We start from the raw sequence: 20,262 nt of genomic DNA on the forward strand, positions 1-20,262 counted from the left end.
TGATCGATATCGCTGTCGCGGATCGCCAGCAGGGCCACCAGCGTCAGCAGCGCGGTGCCAGTCATAAGGATGAAAACGCCGCCGATCCCCCAGTACCAGGCAATACCGCCCGCCAGCAGTGCGGTGCAAAAATTGCCGCCGTGGTTAAAGGCTTCGTTGCGCCCGGTCTGCGCCGCAAAGCCCGCTTTGCCGGTCAGGCCGAGGGTTATCCCGGTGATCAGCGGCCCGACAAACGCGGCGGAAATCCCGCTCACCACCTGCGAAAACGCCACCGCGGCGCCGTTATGGCTGAACCACAGCAGCAGCGTTGCGGCAGTGATCAGCAGGCACAGCAGCGCCAGCAGCAGACGCTTGTTGCGCGAGGCGTCGGTAACCACCCCTGCCGGCAGGGTCGCCAGCAGCCCGGCAATGCCGCCCGCGGCCATCAGCAGGCCAATATCGTCCGGCTGCCATCCCCGCTGGGTCAGAAAGATCCCCAGAAAAGGGCCTAAACCATCACGCACATCCGCAATAAAAAAGCTGACCAGGCACAGCGCCCGCAGTGAACGAAGAGACATCTTCCTGCCCTTATAAGAGGATCCAGATTTGGACGTATGAAGAGTAGGATATATCCATCCCCGGCGCCTTACGGAAGATACCCATGACGATAAAAATAACGGTCCTGCTGGAGAACCGCCGCCGCGGCGCGCGGCTGCTGGCAAAGCCAGGGCTGAGCCTGCTGGTAGAAGACGGCGAAAAGCGGATCCTGTTTGATACCGGGCCGGATGACAGCGCCGCCCGCAACGCCGCACAGATGAATATCGACCTGGCGTCCGTGGATGCGGTGGTGCTGTCCCACGGCCACTACGACCACTGCGGCGGCATCGATTCGCTGCCCGCAGGAATGACCGTTATTTGCCATCCGGCCATTGCCGACGAGCGCCACGCGGCGCTGCCCCTGCCCGGCGGTGGCCTGCGGATCAAAAAGCTGTCGCGAAACGTTAACTATGCCCGGCACAAAACGGTATGCACCCGCGCGCCGCTGCCCGTTAGCGCCGCCACCCTGTGGTCGGGGGAAATCGCCGTCGATAGTCCAAAAGCCTACGGCCTGCTCAATCCCCGGGGAAATAAGCCCGATTACATTATTGATGAAGGCGTTTTAATTCACCGCTCCCGGCGCGGGCTGATTATTATTACCGGCTGCGGCCACCGGGGGCTGATCAATATAGTGAAGCACTGCCAGAAAATAACCGGCGTCGATCGAATTTATGCCGTTATCGGCGGCTTTCACCTGCGCAGCGCGTCGCCGCTGGCAATAGTAAAAATTCGGCGTTTTTTAAAGGCGCAGCATACGGAATTAATTATCGGCTGCCACTGTACCGGACTCTGGGGCCAGCTGTGGCTGGCGGGACCGGGCGCGCGAACGTTAAAAACCGGTGACGTCATCAGGCTGGGAGAAGACGAGCTAACCCCGGAATAAGCTGCGTTATTTGCAGGTGAAAAACAGGCTGGGGCTGGAACAGCAAACGGCGTGAAGTATGACGAATATAGCCGGCCCGGAGGCCGGCTATAAAGGAGCTTACGACTTGCTGGTGTCGCCGCAGCCGCCGATCATTTTAGAGATGGAGATGGCCGGGTGGAACAGGTAATCGTAGTCGCAGTTCTTCTCTTTGTTATAGATGCTGCCGGTGCAGCCAGAGAGTGTCGCGACAACCGCGCCCAGAAGTACAAAACTCATTAACTTTTTCATCAAGAAATCCTTTTTAAAATAAGCCAGACTCGTTCTGGCGAGCGCATTTTATATAACAACAGCGTTAACACAAAGTAATATATGCTTTCATTTATTTACTATTTTTATAATGAATGATTTAACGTAGATACATTATCCAAATAAATACATCAGGGCCGTAACGCAGTTTATTTTGCAGATATTTCTCAACCGTTTTTTTACCGTATACCGCACAAATCACAAAAGCCTCCCGCCCCACTCTGCCATGCTTATCCCCTGAATAAATTCATCCAGAGGACACAGGCATGAAAATTGAGTTAACGGGGAAAGTGGCGCTGGTGACCGCCTCAACGGGCGGCATCGGTTTTGCGATTGCCAAAGGGCTGGCGGAAAGCGGTGCGGAAGTGATCGTTAACGGGCGCAGCGATAAAAGCGCCAGCGCGGCGGTTACTCGCCTGCAGGGAGCAGTGCCGGGTGCGAAGGTTCGCGGCGCGGCTGCCGATCTCAGCACCGCCGACGGCGTGGAACAGCTGCGTAAGGCGGCGGGCGAGGTGGATATTCTGGTGAACAACGCCGGGATCTACGGCCAGAAAGATTTCTACGATATTGACGACGCCACGTGGGACGCCTACTGGCAGACCAACGTGATGTCCGGGGTGCGCCTCTCCCGCGCCCTGCTGCCGGCAATGGTGAAGAAAGGCTGGGGACGGGTGGTGTTTATCTCCTCTGAATCCGCGCGCAATATTCCGGCGGATATGATCCAGTATGGCGTGACCAAAACCGCCCAGCTTTCGCTGGCGCGCGGGCTGGCAAAGTTTGTCGCCGGCAGCGGCGTGACGGTCAACAGCGTCCTGCCGGGGCCAACCATTTCCGACGGCTTTGCGGAGATGATGAAAGACGAAGCAGCAAAAACCGGCAAATCCCTCGAGCAGTTGGGGAAAGAGTTCGTGATGGCGCACCGTCCGGCGTCGGTTATCCAGCGCGCGGCGACCGTTGATGAAGTGGCGAACATGGTGGTGTACGTCTGCTCAACCCAGGCCTCCGCCACCTCCGGCGCGGCGCTGCGGGTGGACGGCGGCGTGGTGGACGATATCGTCTAAACCGCCCGCGCCGCGCCCGACTCAAGGGCGCGGCAGGCAGCGGCTCAGGGCTGGATTTTCCACTTCCGCTGCAGCGCAGCCGGATCCTGCTTCTCCAGCCACTGATTCACCTTCGCCAGCAGCGGCGGATTGTCTTTCTTCATCATATACACTTTTTCACTTTCAGTGCCGGGCAGCGGCGCGGGCGTGGCGACGCACAGCACGCCCGGCTCCTGGCCCTGATACCAGTCGCCCTCAATCCTGTCCGTCACCATCATATCGGCGGTTTTATTACGCAACGCCTGCAGGTTATCAACGTTATTTTTCACGCGGATAACCTGGGCGTGCTTAATGTGCGCGTCCACGTAGCTCTGGTTAGTGCCGCCGGGGTTGACCACCACTTTCACCTGCGGCCGGTCAATCTTCGCCAGATTGTCCAGCCCCGGCGCCGCCCCGCAATTGGCCAGCGCAATTTTGCCGTTGGCCATCACCGATCGGGTGAGGGCAAATTCTTTCGCCCGCGCCGGCGTCTGCGTTACCCCGCCCATGGCGATATCAAACTTGTCGGCCCGGAGATCCTCCGACAGCGTCGGCCAGCTGGTGGCGACAAACACCACCTTCAGCCCGAGCACTTTACCGAGATCTTTCGCCATATCGACGTCATAGCCCAGCAGCTCCCCGGCGGCATTGTGAAACGCCAGCGGCGCGTAGTCTCCCGGCACCCCCACCTTCAGCTCGCCGCTGCGGGTGATGGTCTGCATATCCCGCGCCTGCCCGCCAAAGGCGATAACCGCCAGCGCCAGCAGAGCACCATATTTCAGTCTCATAACACGTCCCTCATTGTGATGTTCTCTCCTGCTGTTATCGCCGCTGCCGGGCGCAATGGCAAGCCGCCGCGTCACGCTTCCTGAAAAACCGTCTCGCAGGCCAGCGCCAGCGAGAGCAGCGGCCACTCGTTGCCGGGCCCCATCAGCTCCAGCCCCACCGGCAGACCGGCGGCGGTAGCGCCGCAGGGCAGCGTTACTGCGGGCAGGCCGCTGATGGCTGCCAGCTCCGGGGCGCAGCCCGGCGGCATTTTGTTGAGGCTGGCCGGCGGGCGGCGGGCAGTGGGATAGACAAATGCCTCAACGCGGTAATGATTGGCGGCAAAGGCCAGCGTCTGGCGCAGCCGCCGCCGGAAGCGCCTGCCCTGCAGCCAGCCGGGATGCTTCAGGCTTTTCACCTGCAGCATCTGCGCCAGCAGCGGCCCGAACTCCGGCAGAAAGTTGCCGCCCTTGACCAGCGCCCGCAGATCGGCGGGCGCACCGGCGGCGGCGGCAAGCCAGCGGTCGATGGCCGGGCGAAACTCAAACATGCTCAGGCAGGTCTGGGACTCTACCTCGCTCAGCACCGGCAGCGTAACCTCCACCAGCACCGCCCCCGCCTGCCGCAGCCGGTTCAGCGCCCGCTGCCAGACGGCGCGCTGGGCCGGATCGTCGCCTTCCAGCGCGGGAATAATCCCGAGCCGCACGCCGCAGAGCGGCCGCGGCGACAGCGCCGCTGCCGGTTCGCCGTGCATCACCGCGTGCAACAGCGCCGCATCGCGCACGCCGTGCACCATCGGCCCGACGGTATCTTTACTCGGGGAGAGCGGCGCAACCCCGTCCAGCAGGGCGCGGCGAAAGCCGGGGCGCAGCCCCACCAGCCCGGTATAGCTGCACGGAATGCGGATCGAGCCGCCGGTGTCAGTGCCGAGGGCGGCGTCGGCCATCCCGGAGGCCACGGCGGCGGCGCTGCCGCCGCTGGAGCCGCCGGCGGTCACCTCCGGGCGCAGCGGGTTGCGCACGTCGCCGCCGAGGGAACTGCGGGAGCGCACGTCAAAAGCGAATTCGGACATATTGGCCCGGGCCAGCACAATAGCGCCCGCCGCCCGCAGCCGCCGGATGACCCGCGCATCGTCCGCAGCGCGCACCGGCGCCAGCGCCCGGCAGCCGAGGGTCAGCGGCAGTCCGGCACAGGCGATATTGTCTTTAACGATAACGGGCACGCCGTGCAGCGGCCCCAGCGGGCGACCTTCCTGGCGCAGGCGCTGGCAGCGGCGGGCTTCGGCCTCGGCCCCGGGGTTGATGCCGATGATGGCGTTCAGGTGGCGATGTCGTTCGATAATCTCAAGACGCCGGGCTACCTCTTGCGGGCAGTCGGCGGGGGGAATAAGACGCGGGGTTCGCATGGAAAACGGCCTGTATCAGAATCGGTGTAGCGGGCGGGCCGCGCGGCCCGCCCGCTGTTCGCGCTAGTCGCGGGTGCCGCCGGTGATGGCGTCAATCTCCTGCGGGCGCAGGCGAATTTCCGCCGCCCGGCGGTGGGCCTGCATCCCTTCGGTGCGGCTCTGGCGAATGGCCGGTTCGGCAATGGCCGGAATGCCCTGCTCGTCAATCCACTGGTGGGTGCAGATTTTCACGTACGCCCCGACCCACAGGCCGCCGGTGTAGCGCGCCGCGGCCATGGTCGGCAGCGTGTGGTTGGTACCGCAGCACTTGTCGGAAAACACCACGCTGGCGTTCTGGCCGATAAACAGCGAGCCGTAGTTGCGGATCCGCGAAGCGGTGGCGTGCGGATCCCGGGTGTGCACCTGCAAATGCTCGGTGGCCATATGATCGGCAAAGGCAATCAGATCCTCTTCCGACGCGCAGACCACAATCTCCCCCTGGCGGCGCCAGGCTTCCCCGGCGGTAGCGGCGGTGGGCAGATTGCCCAGCTGGCGCTCGACTTCCGCCAGGGTTTTATCGGCAACGTCGCGGCTGGTGACGGCCAGGCCGACGCGGGTGTGAATGTCATGCTCGGCCTGGGCCAGCATATCGGCGGCGAGAATGCGCGGATCGGCGCTGTCGTCGGCGACGGTGAAGATTTCACTCGGCCCGGCCAGCGCGTCGATGCCCACTTTGCCGAACACCTGGCGCTTGGCTTCGTTAACGAAGGCGTTGCCCGGCCCGACAATTTTGTCCACTGCCGGTACGCTCTCAGTGCCCCACGCCATGGCGGCGATAGCCTGCGCCCCGCCGATCTTAAAGATCCGGTGCGCCCCCGCCAGGTGGCAAACCGCGATCATCGACGGATGCGCCCCCGGCGGCAGGCAGGCGACGATCTGCTCGCAGCCCGCGACCGTGGCCGGCACGATGGACATCACCGGCGCGGAGAGGATCGGGTAGCGCCCGCCGGGCACGTAGCAGCCCACGGTCTGCACCGGAATAATCCGGTGGCCCAGATGCACGCAGGGCAAGGTTTCCACTTCCAGCGGCTGCATGGTGGCGAACTGCGCCTGGGCAAAGCGGCGCACCTGCTGAATAGCGAACTCGCTGTCGCGGCGGGTCTGCGGATCCATCTCCGCCAGCGCCTGCTCAATCTCCTGCGCGGAAACTTCAAACTGCTGCGGCACCACCCTGTCGAACTGCTGCGAGAAGTCGCGCAGCGCGGCATCGCCTTCCTGCTTAACCCGGTCAATAATGGCGCTGACGGTGTCGGTCAGCGAGCGGTCGGCTTTCGCATCCTGGCCGTTCGGGCGCTTGATCCATTCAACGCGATCGATAATTGATTGTGCAGTCATTACGCTTCCTCCATCTGGCCAAGTTTGATTTGCGCCAGCAGCGCAAGGTGATCGTACAGCGTCCACTCGTCGACAATTTTGCCGTCGCGGATGTGGTAGTGGGACATCCCCATCACGAACAGGCGCTCGCCGGTCGGCTTGCCCAGCTCGCCGTAGCCGAGGTGGTGCCCTTCCATGATCCAGCGGATCGCCACTTTGACGCCGCCCTCATCGCACGGGTTGGAGCAGATATGCTGCGGCAGCCACGCGCCGTCCGGGATCATGCCGATCAGCGCCAGGGTCTGGTGCGTCACGGCGGCAACGCCGTACAGCTCTTTCATCAGCGGGCCGTGGAACTGCACGTTCGGGGCGTAAACTTCTTTGATTTTACCCAGCATCCGGCGGTTGTAGATTTCGTGCATCCAGCGCAGGCACTGCTCTTCGGTGTCGGTGTGGGCGATAGAAACATCGCAGACCATTTCCGGCGGGTACTGGCCGAGCATGCGGCCGTTCTCGCCGATGTCGGTAACCCGGAAGCCTTTGTCGAACTGCTCTTTCGCCATGTTCCACGCGATTTCGTCAGTGTTAAGGCCGATCTGCTTCATCAGGGACATGTTGTCGCTCACCACCCACTCGCGGTAGATCTTGTTCTCGTGGATCATGCAGTCGGCTACGGTGCGGGTGACGAAGGTGCGGTTGGTGGGCTTGCCGAGGTGGCTGAACTGGGTGTGGCGGCCGGTGCCGGTCACCAGGTGCGAGGTGTAAAAACCATCGACGTCGTTACCGTTCCAGATAACCTGGGTTGCCATGCCGCGGCGCTCCGGGAACGCCACCAGCCGTTTTAAGGTATCCTGCACCACTTCCTCGCGGGTATACAGCGTGCCCAGCGCGTTATACAGCACGCAGTTGTGGGTGTAGTGGGTGTAAATTAATCCCACGTCGCGCTCGTCCCATATTTTATGGGTGCAGCGAACAATATAATCGACAATATCGGTATAGCAGTCGTCGAAGCCGCGTAATGACTGCGCGCGCGGGCGTTTTTCCGGGACTAAATCAATAAAGTCGCGGCGCTCAATTTGTAATACCGGCTCATCGCGCTGGGATTTATTATTATTTTTCTCCGGGGCCGCCGGTGCTTTATTGGTTGCTTCAGTTGAAGACATAGGACCTCCTGCATTGGGATTCAGTGATGTTCAGTTATTTTCAGACAATAAGTGCCCTTTCCCATATTATTCAGGGATTAGGCTGCCGCAGTGACTGCGGCAGAGTTATTTAATAATATTCAGAATACTAATTAACGATTTGCGACCAGATAGCTAATTCATCAATACCGAGATATTCCCGGATAATTAAACCGTCGCGTAATTCAAGCTGGCTGATGCCGGTAATAGAGACCGGCTTGCGCGTCGGCGCGCCAAATTTTCCGTAGCCGTCGTGCCAGGTTAACAGCGACCAGCGCAGGGAAATACGCACCGGCTCGTTGGGATCTTTGCGCACGATTAAATGGTGCAGCTGGGTTTCGCTGTCGGCAAAGGATGCGCGGTAGCCGGAAAGCAGCGCGCTGATTTCCGCGTCGCCGGTGCCGCTACAGTAACCCGGGGCGTACAGGGTTGCCGCCGGATGGTACAGCCCCGGCACGGTGCCGCTGTTGCCGCCGGCCCACATGGTCAGGTAGCGCTCGATAACGCCGGCGATCGGCCCTTCGGCGTCGTCCCCGTCCGGCCCGCCGGCCCAGCGCGCTTCCAGCTCCTCCGCCGCGGGTTTATCAAACCCCAGCTGCTCCCGCGCGCTGGCGAGATTAAGCGCAAACTCGCGCACGTCCAGTCCGAGCTGGGCCACGATGGCGGCGCGGTCCTGCAGCAGCCACTCCTGGCGCACCGCGCCGTCGGCGCAGATGCGGTCTGCCCAGGTGCGCACCCAGACGCTCTTGCCGGTGGGCGCGCCAAAAAAGCCGTCCCCCTGGTGGCGGATAGCCGCCACGGTGCGCTGGGCGGCGTAATACTCCCCGCCCGGCGCCTCGGTACAGAGAATATCTTCGGTCAGCACGCTGCGCTGGGGAAAGCTGTGCATCGCTTCCAGCGTCAGGCGCATAAACTGGGACAGGTCGTTAAGCTGGCGCTCCGGGGTAATAAACACCACCGGCGAGGCGTAAAAATCTGCCAGCTGGCCGATATCTTTTTGCTCCCACACCACGTGGGTCAGGGTAAGTATAAATTGCTGAATAGAGTCGAACTGGGGGCTAAAACCCGGCAATCTGCTCATTTGACCTCCTGAGGCTGAAACAGGGAAACCCCTTCTTTTTCTACTACTCCGCTGTGGGGACGCCGGGCCGAATGGCGCACCACCAGCGTGCCCGGCACCGTTATCTGTTCGGGAACAATGGTGTCGCTCTCGATTTGCTTCATCAGCAGCGCCACCGCCGCGCTAACCATCTCTTCCACCGGCTGCGATACGGACGTCAGGGCGTAGGACGGCCAGCCGGACGGGCCGGTATCGTCATAGCCAATCACCGACAGATCCTGCGGAATTTGCAGGCCGAACTCGTAGCGGGCGACGTCCATTACCGTCAGCGCCATGTGGTCGTTGGCGACGAAAATCGCGTCCGGCACCGGCGGAGTTGAAAACAGGGCGTAGGCGGCGCGGATGGTTTGCCGGGTGTCGTAATCGCCGTTGACCACCGTGACGTTGTCGATGCCCTGCTCGTTGAGCGCCGCAAGATAGCCGCGCTGGCGGGCGATATTCACCGATGAATCGGCCACGCCGCCGACGTAGGCATAGCGCTGATGCTCCCCGGCCATTAAAAATTCGGCAATCTGGCGGGCTGCCGCCTCGTTATTGCTGTTGACGCTGGAGGCCATCCCGCTCTCTTCGCTGCGGTTGAACAGCACCACCGGGATCCCGGCGGCCAGGCACTCTTCGGAGAGATCCAGCGACAGAGTGACCGACGCCAGCACAATGCCGTCCACCCGGTACTGCATGATCTGGTCAAAAATACGATCGACGTTGCCGTCGCGATCGCCAACAAACAGCAGCAGGTGGTAGTTGAGCGTATCCAGCTTCTGCGCCAGGCTTTCCAGCACCTGCGGATAAAACTGATTATCAAAATAGGAGATCACCACGCCGATAATCCGCGAGCGGGCGGTGTTAAGCGAGCGGGCAATCGCGTTCGGGCGATAGCCAAGCTCCCGGGCTGCCTTCAGCACTTTCTCGCGGGTGGTCGGCGAGATGCTCGCCCCCGGCGTAAAGCTGCGTGACACTGCCGACTGCGATACGCCCGCCAGCTGCGCCACCTGCAAAGAGGTGACTGCTGCAAAACTCTTGCGCTTCATGACCCCGGATTCCTCATCGTTAATCTCCCCACTGGCGTCTGCCCAGGGCGGTTTGCCGCCCGTCAGGCCCGCCTTGAGAAGCGGGTGTTTTTAATTCTTACACTATGTTTGCATGCGTATGCAACAGCGAATATCAAAATTTCCACAATGCTACACAGGTCACTTTACAAATTTTCAACACTCTCGTAACTTCAATGCTTGAATACGTATTCATGGCAGTTTTCATACCGTCAATGATACCGGGGACAGGGAAGCACAGCCAAAGGGAGAGAGCCGGTAATGCCGCACTTGATGGGCGACACACCATTCATGACTTGAGGTTAGAACCATGTTTCGAGCACTGTTGCGCCGACCTGAAGCCCGGCTCTTTTTCATCATCAGCATCCTGTTTTTTATCTGTATTCACAGCATTGACGCCTTCCTGGCGCCGATGATGCTTGAACAGGGCATTGAACCCCAGATGATGGGATTAATCATGGGCGCCAGCGGCCTGGCCACTCTGCTAATCCGCTTCCCGCTGGGGATCGTGTCGGACGTGGTGAAAAGCCGCAAAATCTTCATTCAAATCAGCCTGCTGCTGCCTATCTTCACCTGGCCGCTGGCGTGGCTGGAGCCGAACGCCCTCACCCTGTATCTGGCAAAGGCCGCCGACGGCGTTACTGCCGCCACCTGGGTGCTGTATAACATCCTGTTTATTCGCTATTTCGACCGTAAAGAAGCCCCCGCCGCCGTCGCGCTGCTGGCCCTGGCCGGCCCGCTGGGGGTGTTTATCGGCAACTGCATTGGCGGATTATTAATTCACTATTTTGCAAACAACATCGCATTTTTCCTCTCCTGCGTCTCCGGACTGCTGGCGTTGCTGCTTACCACCCGCATTAATGACGTTCACGATGCGGTAAAAGCACCGACGCTGCAGGCCTGCATTGACGGCGCGCGTAAGCAGCTTGCGGATCGCTCGGTGTGGATGATTGGCCTGCTGGCGACCATTGTGATTCTGGTGCCCTTCGCCACCCGCGATACCCTGACGCCGGTCTACGCCGAGAAGCTCGGTGCCAAAGCGGGCATCCTGTCGCTGTTGAGCAATATCCACCTCGTGTTTTACGCCGTGGCGGTGGCCCTGTGCAGCTCGGTGTTCTACAAGCGTCTCGGGGTAATGAAAACTGCCCTGCTGGGGATCGCCCTGCAGGTTGTCTCCACCCTCGGCATCCCTTTTACCAGCAATATGTACATTATCTACGGCCTGCAGGCGCTGGCGGGATTCTCCTTCGGGATGGCTTTTGCCGCCTTTATGTCCCTGAGCATCGTCAATACCACCCCCGACGAGCAGTCCACCCGCATGGGCCTGTTCCAGACGATTTACTCTCTCGGCATGTTTATCGGCCCGGTGATTATGGGCGTAATGCTCCAGCATATTAATCTGCCGTCCGGCTACATTGTGATTACCGTGCTTTCAGTCATTGCCGCCTTTATGACGCCGATGGCCGCCCGCTGGGTTTATAACCGCCAGATTAAACCCACAGAGAATTTACCTGAAAATAGTCAATTAGCCGCCGTACGCGAACGACCTTAATTAATTAACAACAGCTTTCTCCTGATTATTCAGGAGGGCACTTTATATCCAAAAATTGAAAGGAGCACCTCGTGGCCTACACCCTGAAAAGCAGTAAACCGATTGAAGAGCGTCAGGAAGCCCAGCGTCAAATAAGAGAAACAGTGGAACTTATTCTGGCAGATATTGAAAAACGCGGAAATAAAGCGATTCGCGAATTATCCATTAAATTTGATAAGTACGATCGCCAGGATTACCGCCTGAGCGATGCCGAAATTAACAGCTGCATGCGCCAGCTCAGCCGCCAGGATATTACCGATATTGAGTTTGCTCAGGCGCAGGTATTTAACTTCGCCCGCCAGCAAAAGGCCTGTCTGCTGGATCTGGAAGTGGAAACCCGCCCCGGGGTGATCCTCGGTCATAAAAACATTCCGATTAACGCCGTCGGCTGCTACGTGCCGGGCGGGAAATATCCGCTGCTGGCCTCGGCGCACATGTCGATCATCACCGCTAACGTGGCGGGCTGCTCGCGGATTATCAGCTGCGCGCCGCCGTTTAACGGCCAGCCCGCCCCCGCTATCGTGGCGGCGCAGAAAATGGCCGGTGCCACGGAAATCTACGCCCTCGGCGGTATTCAGGCGATCGGCGCGATGGCGCTCGGCACCGACACCCTTGCGCCGGTGGATATGCTGGTGGGCCCGGGCAACGCCTTCGTGGCGGAAGCCAAGCGCCAGCTGTTTGGCCGCGTCGGCATCGACCTGTTCGCCGGCCCGACGGAAACCCTGGTGATTGCCGATGAGAGCGTCGATGCTGAAATGTGCGCCACCGACCTGCTGGGCCAGGCCGAGCACGGCGTCACCACGCCCGCCGTACTGCTCACCAACTCCGAGAAGCTGGCAAAAGAGACCATCAAAGAGGTGGAGCGCCTGCTGACCGTGCTGCCGACCGCGGACATCGCCCGCCGCGCCTGGGAAGACTACGGCGAAGTTATCGTCTGCGACAGCTATGAAGAGATGCTGAAAGAGGCCGACCGCATTGCCTCCGAGCACGTGCAGGTGATGACCGACCGCGACGACTGGTTCCTCGCCAACATGACCAACTACGGCGCGCTGTTCCTCGGCCCGCGCACCAACGTGGCCTACGGCGATAAAGTGATCGGCACCAACCACACGCTGCCGACGCAGAAAGCCGCGCGCTACACCGGCGGCCTGTGGGTCGGCAAATTTATGAAAACCTGCACCTTCCAGAAAGTGCTCAGCGACGACGCCACCGCAGAAATCGGCAGCTACTGCTCGCGCCTGTCGCTGCTGGAAGGCTTTGCCGGCCACGCCGAGCAGGCCAACATCCGCGTGCGCCGCTACGGCAATACCGATGTGCCTTACGCCACCCCGGCGCCGGTCAGAGAGAAGGTATAAGCCATGCCGCTTCCGCAAACGCCCTCTTTTTTACTTAACGGCAGGCGCGCGCTGGTCACCGGCGGCTCGAAAGGGCTGGGCTTCGCCTGCGCGGTGGCCCTTGCCCGGGCGGGCGCCGAGGTGTGGATCGCCGCGCGCAGCACGGAAGATCTGGCCTGCGCCGCGGAGCTTGCTGCCACAGAAGGATTGGCCCTGCGTCCGCTGACGCTGGACATTACCGACGCCCGGCGGGTGGAGAACGCCCTCGCCGGGCTGCCGCCGCTGGACATTCTGGTGAACAGCGCCGGGCTCGCCCGCCACCAGCCGTTTCTGGAGGTGAGCGAGGAGAACTTTGACGCGGTGATGGCCCTCAACCTGCGGGCCACCTTTTTTATCAGCCAGCAGGTGGCGCGGCGGATGCGCGAGGAAAAAATTACCGGTTCCATCATCCACATCTCCTCCCAGATGGGCCACGTCGGCGGCCCGCAGCGCAGCGTCTACTGCGCGTCAAAGTTCGCCCTTGAAGGGCTGACGCGCTCGATGGCGCTGGAGCTGGGAGAGGCGGGGATCCGGGTCAACACCCTGTGCCCGACCTTTATCGAAACCGAGCTGTCGCGCCAGTCGCTGCGGGACCCGGAATTTCGCCGCTTCGTGATGAGCAACATCAAGCTGCCGCGCCTCGGCCAGGTAGAAGACATCATGGGTCCGGTGGTTTTCCTCGCCAGCGACGCGGCGGGGATGATCACCGGCAGCGCCCTGATGGTGGACGGAGGCTGGACCGCAACATGACAACCCCCACACTCATTGAAAACAGCGACCTGCCGCTGGTGCTGATCGGCGGCACCCTGTGCGACGCCCGGCTGTGGCAGCCGCTGATCGCCCGGCTCAATCCGGCGGCGGTCATCTGCCTGTCGCTCACCGCCGACGCCTCGGCGCAGGCCGCCTCCACACGGCTGCTGAAGATCCTGCCGCCGCGCTTTATGCTGGCCGGTTTCTCCCTCGGGGCAATTGTCGCGCTGCAGATGGCCGCCGACGCGCCGCAGCGGCTGGCCGGGCTGGCGCTGCTGTCGGTTAACCCGCTGGCGGACCGACCGGAAAATGCCCCCGCCCGCCGGGCCGCGGTGCAGGCCGCCCGCGAGCAGGGGCACGGTAAATGGCTCTCCGCAAGCCTGTGGCAAAAGTACGTCGCCCCGGCGAGCCTCGGCAACCGCGCCCTGCACGACATCCTGTGTCAGATGGCGCAGGAGACCGACAGCGACACCTTTGCCCGTCAGACCGGGATCGCCATCAGCCGCGGCGACAACCGCGCCGCGCTGGAAGCGCTCACCTGCCCGGTACTGATCCTCAACGGCGAGCACGATCCGATCTGCACGCCGGAGCACCACCAGCTTGCCGCCGCCAGCGCCCCCCGCGCCCGGTGGATCACCCTTCATTCAGCGGGACACTTCTTCGTGCTGGAAGCGGCCGGGGAAGCCGCCGTCCCGCTGCGCCAGTGGATAATGGAGTCCCTGAAATGCGAATAAACTCTCTCAAAACCGCCGCCGCCGAAGGCCGGCCAATCGTCAACGGCTGGCTGGCAATCCCTTCCGGCTACAGTGCCGAAATTATGGGCCACCAGGGCTACGACGCGGTCACCGTGGATTTGCAGCACGGCATGATCGATTTCGCCAGCGCCCTGAGCATGCTGCAGGCCATCTCCGCCACCGCCGCGGTGCCGCTGGTGCGCGTGCCCGACGGCACCCCCGCGCAGATCATGCGGATGCTGGACGCCGGGGCCTACGGCATTATCTGCCCGATGGTCTCTACCGCCGAGCAGGCCCGCCGCTTTGTCGCCGCCTGCCGCTATCCGCCGCTGGGCAACCGCTCCTTCGGCCCGGCGCGCGGCCTGCTGTACGGCGGCGCGGACTATCCGCAGCACGCCAATAACGAAATTCTTACTCTGGCGATGATCGAAACCCGCGAAGGGCTGGCGAACATCGACGAGATCCTCGACACCGACGGGCTCGACGGGGTGTTTATCGGCCCCAACGATCTCTCCCTGACGCTTACCGGCGCGGCGAGCGCCGAATCCACCCACCCGGAGATGCTGGCCGCCGTTGAGCGGGTGGTCAGCCGCTGCCGCCAGAAGCAGAAGATCGCCGGGATTTTCTGCACCTCCGGCGCGGCAGCGGCGCAGCGCATCACCGAAGGATTCCAGTTTGTCACGCCCGCTAACGACGTAATGCAGCTCGGGCGCGCGTCGCGGGAAGCTATCGCCCTCGCCCGGGGCAACGCCATTCCCACTACCGGCGCGTCCGGTTACTAACAGGAGCAAAGCATATGAAAGCCATCACCGTTACTCCCGAACAGGCCCGCAGCCGCTTAGTGGCGCCGGAAGACATGGTCTCCTGCAACCTGGCCTTTATTGACTGCAAGCTGCCGGGCTCGCACCTGAAGCAGAACTACTCATTTATCGGCCCCGGCGTCACTCAGTCCTCGGCGCAGGTGGTCAACATTCCCGAACCGCACGGCTTTAACATTGGCGCAGCGGCAATGCCGAAAGGCGTGACCAACAACCTGCACCTGCACTTCACCGCCGAAGTGTTTCTGATCCACGAAGGCAGCTGGCGCTTCCGCTGGGGGGCGAACGGCGAGCACGAGGCGGAGTTCAGCGCCCCGGCAATCCTCACCATTCCCACCTGGATCTTCCGCGGCTTTACCAACGTCAGCAAAGAGGACACCTGCGGCATGGTCTACACCGTGCTTGGCGGCAACAGCACCGGCGGCATCATCTGGCATCCGTCGATTCTGGAGGCCGCCGCGGAGTACGGGCTGTACCTCAGCAAAGACAACATGCTGATCGACGTTAACGCCGGGGATACTCTGCCGGAAAAAGCCGATCTGCTGACGCCGCTGGCACCGGAAGAAATAGCCGCCCTGCGCGACTACTCCCCGGACGAGATGCGCCAGCGCGCGGTGACCGGCGAAGATCGCCGCTGGTCATCGTCGGCGCTGCTGGACTCCATTCTGCCGGGCCACGGCGGCGAGATGGCACCGGTTATCGGCTTCGGCATCTCCCAGGACCGCCACAGCGCGCCGCCGATTACCCAGCCGCACGGCTTCTCGGTGGAGTGGCTGCGCCTGCAGAACGACGGTCAGGTTGGCCGCCACCTGTGCCCGGACGTGCAGGTGATCATGGTGTTTAAAGGTACGCTGGAAGTGACCTGGAATCAGGACGGTGAAGAGGTGAGCATTATTGCGCCGGAGCGCTCGATAGTGTCCGTTCCCGCCAACAGCTGGCGGCGCTACCGGGCAGTGGACGGCGCGCTGGAGTGCATCCTCACTACCGAGGGCGACCAGCGCAAGCGGGTGTACTGGGACGAGGAAATTCTGGCGCAGGCGAAGGCGCACAACCGCGGGCTGGATCCGGACGGCTACGTCAGCAAGCTGGATATCCTGCCGGTCACCGCGCGCCGGGCGGGTGCCCGCATCGAGGCGCTGCCGCAGGAAGGTTAATCCCTGGCCCGGCGTCCCCGCCCGGCGTCCCACCGCCGCGACCTGCCCGCAATGGCGCAGGCTGCGGCGTTTTGTTTACGGCAGCTGCCCCGCCGCGCCCGCCAGCGGATCGTGCTGCACCCGCTTCTCCGGCTGCAGCAGCATCATCGCCAGCATGCTGACCAGCGCCACGCCGCCGGTAACGGTAAACATCGCGCTATAGCCGTAATACTCCGCCAGCCAGCCGCACAGCATCGGCGCAATTACCGCCGACAGATTGGCAATCGCCAGCGTCATGCCGCTGTAGGCGCCGACGGAGGCTTTCGGCGTCACGTCAATCACCACCGACCAGTAGACATTATTGACCAGCGCATTGAGGGCGTTGCCCAGCGTCATCAGGGCGATAATACCCGCCGCCGAGTGTACCCACGGGATCGCCATAAAGCAGCAGGCGGTGCCGAGCAGCGCACAGGAGGCAAACACGTTGCGGGCCAGGCGCAGGTTATCAAACCGCGACAGCAGATAATCGGAGATGCGCCCGCCCAGCAGCACGGTTACGCAGGCGCCGCTCCACGGGATCATCGCCACGTACCACAGCGAATGCAGATCGTAGTGGAAGCTGTCCTGCAGGTACTTCGGCAGCCAGGTGACCAGCGTAAAGGTGATATACAGGAAGCTGAAATAGCCCAACGCGTTGCACACCAGCGTGCGGCTGGTGAAAAAGCGCCACCACGGCAGTGACTCCCCGCCCTCCGCGCGCTGCTTTTGCCCCTGAAAAATCAGCTGGCGCTCGGCGGCGTTTACCCGCGGATGCTGCTCCGGCACGTCGGTAAAGTGGCGGGCGAACAGCAGCATCGTCAGCAGCGAAAATGCCCCCAGCAGCATAAACATCATTCGCCAGTCGTTAGTCAGAAGCAGCAGGCCTACCGCAATCGGCGCGGTCAGCAGCGAGCCGACCTGGGTGCTGAGCAGGCCGATACCCAGCGCCGTACCGCGTTCGTTATCGGGCGCCCAGTGGGCGATACTTTTATTCATCAGCGCGTAGGCCGGGCCTTCGGTAAAACCGAACAGCACCCGCAGCGCGGCGAAGCCCATAATCGCCGAGCCGCCGAACAGCGCCACGCCCAGCTCCCCGGCCCAGGCGGTGGCGATTTCCAGCAGCGACCAGAGGATCCCCGCCGCCAGCCACACCTTTTTGGTGCCGAGGCGATCCGCAAGAAAACCGCCGCACAGGGAGCCAAACAGATAGCCGAAGCCGAAATAGCCCAGCACCGCGCCGAGCTGAACCTTGTTGAAGTGAAACTCACCGGCGATGGCTCCGGCGGCAAAGGAGAGCGCGCCGCGATCGACGTAGTTGATCAGCGCAATCAGAAACAGCAGCGAGAAGATGGTGTAGCGAGTGGAAGAGGCTTTCATGGCTCGGCTCCTTAAAAAACAACACGAGGGTTGTTAAGCAAGGGCAGTGCCAGAAAGCAAAGCCGCGCGCGGCGGGCCTTTGCGGCCTTAAGCCGCGCCGCGCTGCACCAGCGCGACGCGTCAGCGGTCGGTTTGCGTGCAGCGCGGCGGGTTAAAGGTTACCGACTCAGGCTTTCGCCTCGGTCACCGGCTGCTCGCCGCTTTTGGCGTTGGCCAGCATCCGGCGCACCGGCACAATCAGGATAAACAGCACCGCGGCGCAGATCAGCAGCGCGATGGAGCAGCGGGCGAACAGGTTCGGCAGCATATCGAGCTGGTCCGCCTTCACGTGACCGCCAATCAGGCCCGCCGCAAGGTTGCCCAGCGCGCTGGCGCAGAACCACAGCCCCATCATCTGGCCGCGCATCTTCTCCGGGGCCAGCAGGGTCATGGTGGCAAGACCGATCGGGCTCAGGCACAGCTCGCCCAGAGTCAGCATCAAAATGCTGCCCGTCAGCCACAGCGGTGAAACCCCCGCTCCGCCGTTGACCAGCACGTTCTGCGCCGCCAGCATCATCAGGCCGAAGCCCGCCGCCGCGAACAGCACGCCAATCATAAATTTGGTGATGCTGCCCGGGCGAATATGGTTGCGCGCGAGCCACGGCCACGCCCAGCTGAACACCGGCGCCAGCAGGATAATAAACAGGGCGTTAATCGACTGGAACCACACCGCCGGGATCTCAAAACTGCCAATCATTCGGTTGGTGTAGTCGTTGGCAAACAGGTTAAACGAAGTCGGCTTCTGCTCGAACGCCGACCAGAAGAATGCCGCGGCGATCAGCAGGATAAAGCACACCAGCAGGCGGGCGCGCTCCCGGCGCGTCAGCCCGGCAAAGGCGAATAGCCAGATAAAGTAGAGCGCCACCGCCCCGGCAATGACGTACACCAGCACGCTGGCCACCGCCACCGGGTTAATAACGATAATGCCCTGGGCAATCAGCAGCACAACCACCGCCAGCCCCGCCGCCAGCGCCAGCAGCCAGCCGCCGACGCCGCGGCGCTTCACCACCGGGCTGTTCCAGGTGGAGTCCAGCCCCACTTCGCTGTCGTAGCGCTTCATGGACGGCACGGCGAACAGGCGGAAAATCACCAGCGCAACCAGCATTCCAATGCCGCCGATGCCGAAGCCCCAGTGCCAGCCGTGGGTTTTCACCAGCCAGCCGGAGAGCAGCGGCGCGATAAACGAGCCGAGGTTAATCCCCATATAGAACAGCGAGAAGCCGCCGTCGCGGCGGGCGTCGCCCTTTTTATACAGGGTGCCGACCATCACCGAGATACAGGTTTTAAACAGCCCGGAGCCGAGGACGATAAACATCAGGCCGACGAAGAACAGCGCGTCGCCCATCAGCGCCGACAGGGCGATGGAGAGATGGCCCAGCGCAATTAATAACGAGCCGTACCACACCGCCCGCTGCTGGCCGAGCCAGTTATCCGCCAGCCAGCCGCCCGGCAGCGCCGCCAGATACATGGTGCCGGCGAAGATCCCGACAATCGCCGAGGCGTTCTCGCGCGCCATCCCCATCCCGCCGTCGTACACGGTGGCGGCCATAAACAGGATCAGCAGCGGACGAATGCCGTAAAAGGAGAAGCGCTCCCACATTTCGGTAAAAAACAGCGCCCCGAGGGGATACGGATGACCGAAGAAAGTTCGGCTCTCCTGGTGATGCCCGGTAGAAGGTTGCATAAATTCTCCAGAGAAGTGTTGTTGTTTTATCGCGGGTACTTCACCGTCAGCGGCAGCGCAGCGGCGGCCTGTCCCGCGTTGTTTTTAACGATTTCGTAACGTGAACCCGGTTTTGTATAGTGGAAAAGAGAAAATTTCAAGATGAAAAATTTGCAGTTGCCGGCTTCGTCAGGTTTTTTGCCGGGAAAAGAGTGTGGTTTTGGAGAGGAGAAGATATCTCTACGTGCCGGGAATGTCGCAGCTAAGCTTCTGGTGTGCGAATTTTGATCTGCACGCGCTTTGCTGAGTCATTGAACTTTTATCCATTTATCACGACGACTTTATCATCAGGATAAGCGGCCTTACCTGCTGATGGATTAATCTGAGACTGATAGAATTATAAATTTACCGGCACATCTCTTTATTCAGAGCGAATAGTCAGATAACAACATCAAGCTCCAATAACATCGCTTATTTTTTTGAAATTTATATTGCAAGAGAATTAGTTCTACGATTAAATACTCATAGCTAAAAAAGAGAGATGAAAATCCAGTATCATTATTCCATGTAGGATTCCATTTTAACTGTTACTTTAACAGTGCTAAAGCAAACGTTATTGTAAAATCAGTATATTGATGAAAGGACAAGGATGTGGGGAAATTAAATAAAAAGTTAAGCAAGGAATTAAACCATCTAAAAAAACTAGAATCGGAAATTGAAGAAGCCGCCAATTCACTAAAAAACCTGCACTCAGCATTTATCTTACATACGAAGAAAAAAATCAGTCAATCATGTAATTGCAAATCATTTTACCCCACGAGCGGGAACTTATATGTCAACATAGAAATAATGGATAAAAGTATACGTGTGATATTCCAAAGGGTTAACTATAAGGGATACTCAACAATCCTTATATCCAGTGATGATACGAGCAAGAAAATAAAAATAGAGATAAGATATTGCAAAATACTAAAAAAATGGTTTAAGAAGGATTTCTCCTTTAAATATGGATTTTATTTTTTCAAACCGATCAATCCTACCGCGATAGA

General features: G+C 60.8%; 18 protein-coding genes. 8 read left to right on the forward strand and 10 right to left on the reverse strand.

Translation table 11 applies throughout. The features are described 5' to 3' along the window. The coding region (locus QZ766_RS12210) for an MFS transporter (protein ID WP_297202331.1) at nucleotides 1-557 on the reverse strand (557 nt) is incomplete at its 3' end. Between the two features lie 83 nt (nucleotides 558-640). Here QZ766_RS12210 and QZ766_RS12215 point away from each other — a divergent pair. Then, nucleotides 641-1,459 carry an MBL fold metallo-hydrolase gene (locus QZ766_RS12215; RefSeq protein WP_297202332.1) on the forward strand — a complete coding sequence of 273 codons (819 nt, stop codon included), beginning with the start codon at nucleotides 641-643 and terminating at the stop codon, nucleotides 1,457-1,459. Between the two features lie 99 nt (nucleotides 1,460-1,558). Here the strand turns inward: QZ766_RS12215 and QZ766_RS12220 are convergent, their stop codons facing one another. Continuing rightward, entirely contained in the window at nucleotides 1,559-1,729 is a 171-nt protein-coding gene (locus tag QZ766_RS12220) for a YhfL family protein (RefSeq protein ID WP_297202334.1), read from the reverse strand. A 284-nt stretch (nucleotides 1,730-2,013) separates the two neighbouring features. Here QZ766_RS12220 and QZ766_RS12225 point away from each other — a divergent pair, with 284 nt between their 5' ends. Further along, nucleotides 2,014-2,808: an SDR family oxidoreductase gene (locus tag QZ766_RS12225; RefSeq protein ID WP_297202336.1), complete on the forward strand. Its 795-nt coding sequence runs from the start codon at nucleotides 2,014-2,016 to the stop codon at nucleotides 2,806-2,808. 44 nt (nucleotides 2,809-2,852) lie between these two features. Here QZ766_RS12225 and QZ766_RS12230 read toward each other — a convergent pair whose 3' ends face one another. From QZ766_RS12230 to QZ766_RS12255, 6 genes are all read right to left on the reverse strand, one after another. Next, nucleotides 2,853-3,614 carry a transporter substrate-binding domain-containing protein gene (locus QZ766_RS12230; protein WP_297202338.1) on the reverse strand — a complete coding sequence of 254 codons (762 nt, stop codon included), beginning with the start codon at nucleotides 3,612-3,614 and terminating at the stop codon, nucleotides 2,853-2,855. Between the two features lie 71 nt (nucleotides 3,615-3,685). Then, nucleotides 3,686-4,996 carry an amidase family protein gene (locus QZ766_RS12235; protein ID WP_297202339.1) on the reverse strand — a complete coding sequence of 437 codons (1,311 nt, stop codon included), beginning with the start codon at nucleotides 4,994-4,996 and terminating at the stop codon, nucleotides 3,686-3,688. 63 nt (nucleotides 4,997-5,059) lie between these two features. After that, nucleotides 5,060-6,370 (reverse strand): histidinol dehydrogenase, encoded by a 1,311-nt coding sequence (hisD, locus tag QZ766_RS12240; RefSeq protein WP_297202341.1) that lies wholly within the window; start codon nucleotides 6,368-6,370, stop codon nucleotides 5,060-5,062. Next, nucleotides 6,370-7,512 (reverse strand): ester cyclase, encoded by a 1,143-nt coding sequence (locus QZ766_RS12245; protein WP_297202343.1) that lies wholly within the window; start codon nucleotides 7,510-7,512, stop codon nucleotides 6,370-6,372. The genes hisD (QZ766_RS12240) and QZ766_RS12245 overlap by 1 nt, the downstream gene beginning before the upstream one ends. Nucleotides 7,513-7,639: 127 nt before the next feature. Beyond that, complete coding sequence (locus tag QZ766_RS12250) at nucleotides 7,640-8,611, reverse strand: nuclear transport factor 2 family protein (protein ID WP_297202345.1); 972 nt, start codon at nucleotides 8,609-8,611, stop codon at nucleotides 7,640-7,642. Then, nucleotides 8,608-9,678, reverse strand: a complete 1,071-nt coding sequence (locus tag QZ766_RS12255) for a LacI family DNA-binding transcriptional regulator (protein WP_297202347.1) — start codon at nucleotides 9,676-9,678, stop codon at nucleotides 8,608-8,610. The genes QZ766_RS12250 and QZ766_RS12255 overlap by 4 nt, the downstream gene beginning before the upstream one ends. Nucleotides 9,679-10,006: 328 nt before the next feature. Here QZ766_RS12255 and QZ766_RS12260 point away from each other — a divergent pair, with 328 nt between their 5' ends. The 6 genes from QZ766_RS12260 to QZ766_RS12285 all read left to right on the forward strand — a co-directional run bounded on the left by QZ766_RS12260 (nucleotide 10,007) and on the right by QZ766_RS12285 (nucleotide 16,116). Beyond that, nucleotides 10,007-11,248 (forward strand): MFS transporter, encoded by a 1,242-nt coding sequence (locus tag QZ766_RS12260; protein WP_297202349.1) that lies wholly within the window; start codon nucleotides 10,007-10,009, stop codon nucleotides 11,246-11,248. A 71-nt stretch (nucleotides 11,249-11,319) separates the two neighbouring features. Further along, nucleotides 11,320-12,642, forward strand: coding sequence for a histidinol dehydrogenase (gene hisD / locus QZ766_RS12265; protein ID WP_297202351.1), 1,323 nt, complete (start codon nucleotides 11,320-11,322; stop codon nucleotides 12,640-12,642). Nucleotides 12,643-12,645: 3 nt separating this feature from the next. Continuing rightward, complete coding sequence (locus QZ766_RS12270; protein WP_297202353.1) at nucleotides 12,646-13,410, forward strand: SDR family oxidoreductase; 765 nt, start codon at nucleotides 12,646-12,648, stop codon at nucleotides 13,408-13,410. Continuing rightward, nucleotides 13,407-14,144 (forward strand): alpha/beta hydrolase, encoded by a 738-nt coding sequence (locus QZ766_RS12275; RefSeq protein ID WP_297202355.1) that lies wholly within the window; start codon nucleotides 13,407-13,409, stop codon nucleotides 14,142-14,144. The genes QZ766_RS12270 and QZ766_RS12275 overlap by 4 nt, the downstream gene beginning before the upstream one ends. Further along, nucleotides 14,135-14,926, forward strand: a complete 792-nt coding sequence (locus tag QZ766_RS12280; RefSeq protein WP_297202357.1) for an aldolase/citrate lyase family protein — start codon at nucleotides 14,135-14,137, stop codon at nucleotides 14,924-14,926. The genes QZ766_RS12275 and QZ766_RS12280 overlap by 10 nt, the downstream gene beginning before the upstream one ends. Before the next feature lie 14 nt (nucleotides 14,927-14,940). Continuing rightward, nucleotides 14,941-16,116: a cupin gene (locus QZ766_RS12285; protein WP_297202359.1), complete on the forward strand. Its 1,176-nt coding sequence runs from the start codon at nucleotides 14,941-14,943 to the stop codon at nucleotides 16,114-16,116. A gap of 75 nt (nucleotides 16,117-16,191) precedes the next feature. Here the strand turns inward: QZ766_RS12285 and QZ766_RS12290 are convergent, their stop codons facing one another. Further along, on the reverse strand, nucleotides 16,192-17,511 hold the full coding sequence (locus QZ766_RS12290) for an MFS transporter (protein ID WP_297202360.1): 1,320 nt from the start codon (nucleotides 17,509-17,511) through the stop codon (nucleotides 16,192-16,194). A 166-nt stretch (nucleotides 17,512-17,677) separates the two neighbouring features. Continuing rightward, nucleotides 17,678-19,234, reverse strand: a complete 1,557-nt coding sequence (locus QZ766_RS12295) for a peptide MFS transporter (protein WP_297202362.1) — start codon at nucleotides 19,232-19,234, stop codon at nucleotides 17,678-17,680. Nucleotides 19,235-20,262: the final 1,028 nt, after the last annotated feature.

Origin of the sequence: uncultured Pluralibacter sp. (assembly GCF_913775985.1) — a bacterium.
GTDB lineage: Bacteria > Pseudomonadota > Gammaproteobacteria > Enterobacterales > Enterobacteriaceae > Pluralibacter.